We start from the raw sequence: 1,533 nt of genomic DNA, 5'->3' as shown, positions 1-1,533 counted from the left end.
CTCAGGCGCTGACGTGCCCCTTCCGCAATCGCCGACTGCTTGCCGAAGAATCCCGTGGCCAGACCCGCGTCATAGGCACGGCACACCATCTCCGCCACCTCCGGATCCGGGAACGATTTCGACAGCGCGAGCACACTCAGACTCAGACTCTTGAGTTGATCTGTAGTCCTATCGATAAGCATCTCAGCCATACCGACACACTCCGAATCGATCGCTTTAACGTTCAGATGCGGGCCTTCTGAGCCCCAAGGAATTAGTGCAGCAGTCGCGGCGGCCCAACGTACCGGCCCTGCACCCACCGCACGCCTGCCCGTTTGGCCATCGACAAATCGAGCGCGCTGTCGATTCCGGTCGACACCACCTGCCGCGCCATGGTCTGCGCCAGCCGCACCATGCCGCGGTACCGCCGCGACCGAATCGGTTCACGCCGCACCCCGGAGAGCCACCCACCATCTACCCGGATCAGGTCCGGCGCCGCGATCGCGTTATGTACCTCGGCGTTGTAGTGCGGACCGAACCCGCCGATACTGGTGCGGCATCCCAGCTGCCGCAGCTGGCGAATTTGTTCATAGGCGACGTCCGACGCCACGGGAGCGCTTTCGGACAATTCGATGATGAGCCGACTCGTTGCGGCGGGCGCGGCCGCCAACAGTTCGACAATCGCCTCCCAGTGCGCGGCGCCAAACGCGTCGGCCAGCGTGAGCGGCACAATGAGTTGCAGATCCTCATGCGCATGCAGCGCCGCGACCGCGCGCTCCACAAGCTGACGCTCTTGCTCGCGCGCCCAGCCTGACGGCACGGAATCAACCGAAGTGGGGGTCTGGGAGGAGCCGGCAAGCGAGCTGATGGGTTGCGGCACACACGCGTAGCAAACCACCACGTCCGGACGATCGACATCGCAGACGGGCTCCACCATGAGGGATGAGTGGGAAACAGGGCGCGCATGAACGCCTGCCGAAGGCTCGGCACAGGCAGGCGAGGCGTCGTCCAGATGCGCCTGATTGCTCGCGTCGTCCAGCAAATCCGCGAACATGCGACTGGCCAGGCCCGACAGGGTCGCCTCCATCATGCCGATCAGGACGTCCGGGACGGCCGAATCGAGCTCGATCTTGACAGTCCATCCGGTGGCCGACGGTGCAATTTGACATGCCACGCCCAGCCGCTGCTCGACCGATGCCTGCAGGGCTTGCAGTCCGCGCTCCCAGGCGTCTGCGCCATATCGACGCGTCAGCACGGGCTGACGCTTGAGTTCTACCCCGACATATTTTTTGACCACGACAGCTCCCCGTACGCGCGTTGTTTTAGCGAGCGAGGCAGGTGGCAAACGGGTCGGATTAAAAGGATCGTTTCTAGCAGACTGGAATCAAGCGTCGAAAAGAGCGCCGAAGTCTTGCTGGATAAGGGGGTAGGTTGAGCAAGCGGCCGCGGACAAAAACGATCCATTTTGTCCAGTATCATCCGGGTATGCCCCACCCAAATTTGACTTTTATTAACAATCGCCCCCGCCCCGCACGTCGATCCACGGCGCGCCGG

The 1,533-nt window shown here is 62.9% G+C and carries 2 protein-coding genes; both read right to left on the bottom strand.

Annotated features, from left to right (window positions below; translation table 11 throughout):
- On the bottom strand, positions 1 to 191 hold a 191-nt coding region (locus tag AC0KUR_RS37855; RefSeq protein ID WP_473377385.1), incomplete at its 3' end, for a hypothetical protein.
- 62 nt (positions 192 to 253) lie between these two features.
- Positions 254 to 1,276 carry an EAL domain-containing protein gene (locus AC0KUR_RS37850; protein WP_473377384.1) on the bottom strand — a complete coding sequence of 341 codons (1,023 nt, stop codon included), beginning with the start codon at positions 1,274 to 1,276 and terminating at the stop codon, positions 254 to 256.
- Positions 1,277 to 1,533 lie beyond the last annotated feature (257 nt).

It is taken from the genome of Burkholderia sp. YHN3-13 (assembly GCF_055810675.1).
This window is presented reverse-complemented; position numbering and strand designations above follow the sequence as displayed.